This is a genomic window from Meridianimarinicoccus roseus (genome assembly GCF_003172915.1).
In the GTDB taxonomy this organism is placed as follows: Bacteria; Pseudomonadota; Alphaproteobacteria; order Rhodobacterales; family Rhodobacteraceae; genus Meridianimarinicoccus; species Meridianimarinicoccus roseus.
In genome coordinates this window covers 1-7,485 of the sequence record NZ_QGKU01000024.1, presented here as the reverse complement: position 1 = coordinate 7,485, position 7,485 = coordinate 1, and the positions used below count along the sequence as shown (strand labels likewise).

8 protein-coding genes and 2 pseudogenes are annotated in these 7,485 nt (G+C 65.3%); 6 read left to right on the top strand and 4 right to left on the bottom strand.

Annotated features, from left to right (window positions below; all coding sequences use genetic code 11):
* Positions 1-380: ABC transporter permease (locus DKT77_RS05335; protein WP_420798294.1), on the top strand; the 380-nt coding region annotated here is incomplete at its 5' end.
* Between the two features lie 41 nt (positions 381-421).
* A complete protein-coding gene (locus DKT77_RS05330) occupies positions 422-1,267 on the top strand; it encodes a BtpA family protein (protein ID WP_109809928.1) in 846 nt (281 codons plus the stop codon).
* Positions 1,268-1,629: 362 nt separating this feature from the next.
* Here the strand turns inward: DKT77_RS05330 and DKT77_RS21625 are convergent, their stop codons facing one another.
* On the bottom strand, positions 1,630-1,908 hold the full coding sequence (locus DKT77_RS21625; RefSeq protein WP_146204962.1) for a hypothetical protein: 279 nt from the start codon (positions 1,906-1,908) through the stop codon (positions 1,630-1,632).
* Positions 1,909-2,020: 112 nt separating this feature from the next.
* Positions 2,021-2,265 (bottom strand): annotated as a pseudogene (locus DKT77_RS20870) (IS110 family transposase); the annotation flags it as partial.
* Positions 2,266-2,424: 159 nt separating this feature from the next.
* On the opposite strand from DKT77_RS20870, the gene galE reads away from it, so the two are divergent.
* Positions 2,425-3,426 (top strand): UDP-glucose 4-epimerase GalE, encoded by a 1,002-nt coding sequence (gene galE / locus DKT77_RS05320; protein WP_109810688.1) that lies wholly within the window; start codon positions 2,425-2,427, stop codon positions 3,424-3,426.
* A gap of 515 nt (positions 3,427-3,941) precedes the next feature.
* Here the strand turns inward: galE and DKT77_RS21485 are convergent.
* Both DKT77_RS21485 and DKT77_RS05315 read right to left on the bottom strand, forming a co-directional pair.
* Positions 3,942-4,370, bottom strand: a pseudogene (locus DKT77_RS21485) (alpha/beta fold hydrolase); the annotation flags it as partial.
* Between the two features lie 21 nt (positions 4,371-4,391).
* Positions 4,392-4,610 (bottom strand): hypothetical protein, encoded by a 219-nt coding sequence (locus DKT77_RS05315; RefSeq protein WP_146204961.1) that lies wholly within the window; start codon positions 4,608-4,610, stop codon positions 4,392-4,394.
* A gap of 82 nt (positions 4,611-4,692) precedes the next feature.
* Here DKT77_RS05315 and DKT77_RS05310 point away from each other — a divergent pair, with 82 nt between their 5' ends.
* The 3 genes from DKT77_RS05310 (at position 4,693) to DKT77_RS05300 (ending at position 7,462) form a co-directional block, all read left to right on the top strand.
* Positions 4,693-5,829 carry an AraC family transcriptional regulator gene (locus DKT77_RS05310; protein WP_238547630.1) on the top strand — a complete coding sequence of 379 codons (1,137 nt, stop codon included), beginning with the start codon at positions 4,693-4,695 and terminating at the stop codon, positions 5,827-5,829.
* A 383-nt stretch (positions 5,830-6,212) separates the two neighbouring features.
* The gene (locus DKT77_RS05305; protein WP_109810129.1) at positions 6,213-6,581 is read left to right on the top strand and encodes a hypothetical protein; all 369 of its coding nucleotides are present in this window, start codon (positions 6,213-6,215) and stop codon (positions 6,579-6,581) included.
* A gap of 14 nt (positions 6,582-6,595) precedes the next feature.
* Complete coding sequence (locus DKT77_RS05300; protein ID WP_109810130.1) at positions 6,596-7,462, top strand: SDR family oxidoreductase; 867 nt, start codon at positions 6,596-6,598, stop codon at positions 7,460-7,462.
* The last annotated feature ends 23 nt before the right edge of the window (positions 7,463-7,485 follow it).

Sequence of the window (7,485 nt, the reverse complement as noted above, 5' to 3'; positions counted from 1 at the left end):
CCGAGGCTGCGCGGCGCGTCGGCATGCCTGCGCGCTGGACGATTGCTTCGGTCTACATGCTGACCGGGCTGGCCTCTGCCGTGGCGGGCCTGCTGATCGCGGCGCGGCTGGGGTCCGGGTCGTCGAACGCGGCCGTCGGGTTCGAGTTGCAGGTCATCGCCGCGGTGGTACTTGGCGGCACCTCGCTGTTCGGCGGACGCGGCACGATCCTCGGGACCGTGCTGGGGGCGCTGACCATCGCCGTCATAGGCAACGGACTGATCCTGATGCATATATCGCCCTTTTTCACGCAGATCGTCACCGGGGCCATCATCCTGATCGCGATCTGGCTCAACACCCGGATCTTCACGGCGAATTTCTCGCTTCGCAGGCGCGGCTGACCGCTGCGCGCCAACGATCCAAAGAACGGACCCATCCCGACATGCAGACCATTTCCAGCAGCACCGGCACCGCCATCCGCGACATCTTCGGGCGGCCCAAGGCGCTGATCGGCATGATCCACTGCCCGCCGTTTCCGGGCGCGCCGCGCTATGACGGCACGCCGATGCCCGCCATCCTCGATGCGTGCCTGCGCGATGCCGAGGCGCTGGTCGAAAACGGAATCCACGGGCTGATGGTGGAAAACCACGGCGACATCCCGTTCTCCAAGCCCGAGGATATCGGACCCGAAACCGCCGCCTTCATGGCCGTCGTGGCGGACCGGGTGACGCAGGCCTTCGGCGTGCCGATGGGTGTGAACGTGCTGGCCAACGCGCCGATCCATGCCTTCGCCATCGCACGCGCCACCGGGGCGCAGTTCATCCGCGTCAACCAGTGGGCCAATGCCTATGTCGCCAACGAAGGCTTCATGGAAGGTCGCGCTGCCGAGGCGCTGCGCTATCGCGCGGCGCTACGCGGCGAGGGGATAAAAGTTTTCGCCGACAGCCATGTCAAACACGGCAGCCATGCCATAACGGGCGACCGGAGCGTGGCGGAACTGACCCGCGATCTGGCGTTCTTCGATGCCGACGCGGTGATCGCCACCGGCCAGCGCACCGGCAACAGCGCGACGCTGGAAGAACTGGAGGAAGTCGCATCGGCCACCAACCTGCCGGTGCTTGTCGGCTCCGGCCTGACGGCGGACAACATCGCCACGATCCTTGGCCGGGCCGATGCGGTCATCGTTGCATCATCGCTCAAGAACGGAGGCGTGTGGTGGAACCCCGTCGATCCTGAACGCGTAAAGGCCTTCGTCACCGCCGCGACACCCGCGCTGGGGGCGACATGAGCCTGTCGGACGATATCCTGCGCCATGAGGTGGGGCGGCAGAGGGCGCCCGATTCAGACACGCAGTTCTTCCAGCCAGTTCCGGCGGTCCTTGTTCCAAGGCTCGTACTGTCCGATGCCCCGCGCGACGATTCTCCCCCTTCACTCGGGTCAAGTGCCGGATGCGTTCTCCGATCATGCTCTTCAGTTCCCCGCATACACGGCGACGATTTTCCTGCTCCGGGCCCGGCACATGCAGCATGGCGCAAACACGGCGTTCGCCGCGCTTCCAGTCCATCAGAGTGCGGACGATTGCCTCGCCGTCGATCCGGTCCGTCCTGGCTCTGTGGTGCCGCCGGGATACCGCGATCGAGGCGGGGTCGATCACATGGCTTTCGATGCCCGCGGCGACCAATGCGCGGTGCCCCCTGACACCGTCGAGCCGACCTCCTGAATCGCGATCAAAGGGACGACTTGGCCGGTTTGCCGTCGGACGGCGCATTTCAGGTCCGAGTAGCGCTTCAGCAGTTCCGGCACATTGGCGCCCCGAAATTGATGCCGCGACATCTTCTCGCCCAGAGGCGCCGCAAGGGCCTTCATCAGCCGGGTCGATTGGCTCGGTTCCAAGGAAATGAAAATTGCGGCACACTCTGGCGTCGTCATCGCGGCTGCGGTTCTAACTTCTGCAGTCAGCAAGGCAAAGATCAACACAGTGAAGGTGGGCGTCCCGACTTTTCCAGAACCAAGGGCGTCCGTCTACTCCTCGTGGGATGTCGACGTCGGCAGGTGGGATCAGCCGCACCTCGTAGGCCAGCTTGTCGATTCAGAGCCCCAGAAATCTGCTCCACCGAACGCTTCCATCGCAACGACACAGGCTGGCGGCAGACTGAGAACCTCCAGAACCTGCGCCAGCCGCAGCTTCCTGTTTGGGACTGTCCGACCTGCAACGTTAGCTCCTGACACCCGGAACACATTCTTCGCAAGATCGAGCCGGACCGTGACAGTCTCCGACTTGGGCACCTCCCAATATCGCTTGTTGCGATCCCACCCTGGCACAGCAGATGCTGTCGGAGGACAGTTACAGCATCGACGCAGCTACACATGAGAAGTTTCGGGTTTTGAAGTGACGCGCTTATGTGATCACCAGTTCAGGTGCCGATTCCAATGTGAGAGCAATACATGAAGCGAAGTGTTCTGGTAGTCGGAGGTGCAGGATACATCGGCTCGCATATGGTGCGCCTTTTGATCGACTCGGGTCATGAAGTCGTGGTTCTGGACAATCTCAGCCAAGGCCACCGGGCCGCCATTGGAGACGCGGAACTGGTTGTTGGCGACCTAATGAACACCGCGGATCTGGCGGCGGTGTTCGCAGGCCGCCGAATAGACGCGGTCATTCACTTCGCTGCCCTTATCGCTGTGGGGGAGTCGGTCGTCGACCCTGGGGCGTACTACCGAAACAACGTCACCGGTACGCTCAATCTTCTGGATGCGATGCGCAACGCCGGTGTGGACAAGCTGGTGTTTTCGTCCACCGCAGCAGTCTTTGGCAATCCGCGCACCGAGCGCCTTTCCGAAGATCATCCTCTTGCGCCGATCAATCCTTATGGATGGTCCAAGCGCATGATCGAACAGGTGCTGGCCGACATGGCGCGCGCATGGGGACTCAATTCCGTTGCACTTCGGTATTTCAATGCAGCGGGGGCGCATCGTTCGGGCCAGATTGGCGAGGCGCATACGCCTGAAACGCATTTGATCCCCGTTGTGCTGCTCGCGGCTCTGGGTCTGAGGAACGGTCTGCAGCTTTTCGGGGATGATTACGACACGCCGGACGGCACCTGCGTGCGTGATTATGTCCACGTCTGCGATCTGGCGATGGCACATCTCAAGGCTCTCGAATTCATGCACCGGGCACCTGGTGCGCATGCATTCAATCTTGGCAACGGCTCAGGGTTCTCAAATCGTGAGGTGGTCAAGGTTGCGCGGTCCGTCACCGGCCGCCCGATACCCGTCGAAATCGTTCCCCGCCGGCAAGGTGACCCCGCCCGATTGGTAGCGGACGGTCGTCGCGCGCGCGACATTCTGGGATGGAGACCGGAATATCCAGAACTCGGCAGCATCATCGAAAGCGCCTGGGCATGGCACCAGTCACCGCTCTACGGCCCATTTGCATCACCCTCATAAGGATATGCCAATCCACGATGAAAACGCTGGCCCATAGCGCACCCGGTCGTCGGTGCAATCCGCTGATGGATTGCTGGACCGATGCAGTTGGCTTATCGCGTTTCCGGCATTAAGCGCTGTTCGCCTGGATGCGTGCCAGCAAGATGCATGATTGCCCGCGCGGTCGGCATTGGCCGCCGCATGATGCGCGTCGCGGGACGAGCCTTCAAAGTGGGTGACGCACCGTATCTGAACGAGGAAGTGTCCCGAGCTTTGTGCCGATCCAAAGACAGTCCGGCGCACACTCCCGCCGGGTTGCGCCGAAACCCGAAGGAAGATGAAGGGATCGCCGAGAGACGGCGGCGGTTCAACTCGCCCCTCCCATCACCACGACGGCTTCGCCGAAGTCGGCCGGGGCGTGACCCGGCGTGTGCTCCAGGGAAACGAGCACTTCAAGATACCCCGACCGTGATCGCGAACATGGTCCTTTTAGACGGTTCACCCACCTTCGAAGCCGTGATCGTCGCGGAGCCGTTTCAAACATCTGCTTGGTGCCAAGCGGCTACTTTCGACGGTGCTCGGGATCCTCCGACAGTCATTGGACAATGATGGCGGTGAACCCGTCCGGTTTGGGCCGTCGGTCCGGTGCTGACCGGCGGTAGCCTTAACGACAGCGCCAACGATACTGTCACTGTCGGCCTCCGTATCCCCGGAAACCGCGACTCCAACCCGGCCAAGAGACCGGCCCAAGCCACGCGCGGGCCGCGCGACAACACGGCGCGCCGGGTCTCGAAGTCCTCAACGCCTTGAGCCTCAAGGAAACCGGGTTCGATCAAGACGGCATGGGAGACCGCCTCGGGGCGGTGACCAAGACAGGCGACAGCCAATATGCCGCCCCAGGAAGGGCCAAGCAGCACGGTTGGGCCTACTCCAGGCGCCGCAATCAGCGTATTGAGGTCTGCGAGTAAATCCGCGACGCCAAGCTGCTACACTGTGACCCGCTCCGACAGTCGCGTGCCGCGCTGATCGTAGAATAGGACCCGGCAGGTGTCGTCCAGCCCCGCCAGCGCGAGAAGCGAGCGGTGATCGTGCCGCTGCCCGCCGAGAAGGACGATGGCGAGCGGCTTGCTGAGTGCTTCAGCGATGCGGCCGTGATGCAGGATGGCGGTGCTTTTGGGGCCGGGTCCGGGATTTTTGGCGGTCACTTTTGTCGGCACTTTCGGCGGTACGGGCTTGGTCGTGGGGCGCTGCGGGGACGGGAGGGCGCGGGGAGCGGGAAGGGTGGCGATGAGCGCGAACATGGGGCGCAGCATCGGGCTTGTCCTGACACATTGTCTTCGGACATTCTGTCGGCGCCGGTTCGGCAAGGGCATGACCGGGCGCATCGACATCCTGACCCCGGAGGACCACCGCATGTCCGATCAGACCATGGCCGCCGGTTTCGCGCGCGCGTTCCTCGACTATGCGGTGAGTGAAGGCGCGCCGCGGGACGGCCTTCTGGCGGCATCCGGCCTGACGGATGACGATCTGGTGGATCAGGACACGCGCATCCCGGTCGCCGCCTACGAGACGCTCATCGCCACCGGGATCCAGACGACGGGCGACACCTCTCTTCTGCTGCGGCATGTGCTCGAGACGCGGCTCGAGACGATGTCGATCGTCGGCCAGATCGTCCATGCCTCGACCTCCTTTCCGCACAGCCTCGTCCAGCTCAACCGCTATGCCCGCCTGATGGCCGATGTGCCGATCCGCGGCGGGCGGGACCGGTTCGAACTCAAGCGCGAGAACGACGCGGTCTGGCTGCTGGACAATCGCCCCTGCGACGGCACCTGGATGGCGACCGAGGCGAGCTTTGCGCGGTTCATTTCCGAATTCCGCCGCTCCGCCCCCGAACACCCGTTCGAACAGGCGCTCGAAGTCACCTACGCCCCGCCGCCCCATGCCAACCGCTATCCCGAGCTTTTCCGGGTGCCGGTCACCTTCCGCGCCACGCGCAACGCACTTCGGATCAATCCGGTCTGGCTGGACGAGGCGTTCGACGGCGGCAAGGACTACGTCTTCGGCGTCTTCACCCGCCACGCCGACGGGCTGCTGGCGGAGCTTGCCGCCAATGATACCGTGCGCTCGGGTGTCGAGGCGCGGATGCTGGCCGATCTGCACGAAGGAACGCTGTCGATGGACCGGATCGCCCGGGACCTCGGCATGAGCCGACAGACGCTCTACCGCCGCCTGAAGGACGAGGGGGTTACCTTCGCCGAAGTGCACGACGACCTGCGCCGCCGGATGGCGATGGATTACCTCGGCGCGCGCAAGGTCTCGGTCGGCGAGACAGCCTACCTTCTGGGTTTTTCCGAGGCTTCGGCCTTCGTCCGGGCCTTCCGGCGCTGGACCGGGGCGAGCCCGACCGCGTGGCTCTCGAATTGACATGCGCGGTCAATCCGTTGATCCCTGCGGTCATGCCGCGCCCCGGCACGAACGGGTATATCCTCCCTCGACACATTCGACAGTCGAAGGACACACGACATGAACCCGATGCTGATAGCCCCTCCTGCGCCGGCCGCCCTGCTCGGGGTCTGCGCGGCAGCGGCCATGCGGGCGTGACCTGTGGGAGGGCGCGATGCACGACACCTGTACCCGCAGGGCCGGCCTTCACCACCTTCTGACCAAAGGCGCGCGCCGGTTGGCACGGCGGCGCACCCGTCCGCACCGGCATATCTCGGGCGATCCCGGGCTGCCGGACGAACGACCACGCGCAACGCATCGGCCCTTTCCGGCGCGGCGCCCGCGCTGGCGGTGAGGACCGGTCGATGACCCAGATACTCGCCTTCGCCTATGCCGGGCTGGCCGCGTTGCCGATGCTGATGCACGTCGCCAACGCCGCCGGCGCCCCGCTCGGGCGGCTGACGGTCGGCGGCCGCTTTGCGGGCCGCCTGCCGCCCCCCTGGCGGGCGCTGGCGCTGGTCCAGGCTGCGCTGCTTGCCACCATGGCCGGGGCGGTGCTCGCCCGGGCCGGCATCGGCCCGGCACCGCTGGAGGCGCTGTTCTGGCCGGCACTCGGGCTCACCCTGCTGTCCCTCGCCGCCAACGCCGCGAGCCCCTCTCGCCCGGAGCGCCTGCTCTGGACGCCCGTCCTCGCCCTGATGACCGCCGCCGCGCTTGGCGTCGGTTTCCTCTGACCCGGAGACGATCCATGAACGTTCTGGTTGCCGGAGCGACCGGCCATCTCGGACGCTATCTTTGCGCCGAATACGCGCGCCGAGGTCACCACGTCACCGCCCTGGTGCGCGACACCGCGCGGGGCGAAGGCCTGGCAGATCTCACGGTCGAGGCCGAGGCGACGCGACCCGAGACACTCACGGGGATCATGGACGGCATGGACCTCGTCGTTTCGTCGCTTGGCATCACCCGGCAGACCGACGGGCTGGGCTACAGGGACGTTGACTTTCAGGCCAACCTGAACCTCCTGCGCGAGGCAGAAGCGGCGCGCGTGAAGCGCTTCGCCTACATCCACGTCCTGCACGCGGAGGACATGCCGGGCGTGCCGCTGATCGATGCCAAGGCCGCCTTCGTGGACGCGCTTCGGGCCTGCGACATGCCCGCGACGGTGATCGCGCCCACCGGCTTCTTTTCCGACATGGCCGAGATCCTGGACATGGCCCGGCGCGGCCGCGTGTGGCTTTTCGGGGATGGCACGCAGCGCCTCAACCCCATCCACGGCGCCGACCTGGCAATGGCCGTCGCCGACGCGACCGAAGCCGGGCGGGGCTGGGCCGAGGTCGGCGGGCCCGACGTGATGACCCAGGGCGAGATTGCCCGCGCCGCCTTCGCCGCCCTCGGGACCGCGCCGCGCATCACCCATCTGCCGGACGCCCTGCGCCGCGCCGCGCTCACCGTCCTGCCGATCCTGCCGCGCCGCGTCAGTGGACCGGCGCGGTTCTTCCTGACCGCGCTCGGGATGGACATGATCGCGCCCCGGTTCGGCACGCGGCGCCTTGCCGAATACTTCGAAACCCTCGCGGCAGACGAAACACGCCAACCAAAACAAAATCAATCATGACCCCCAAAACCCTCAACCGCCCC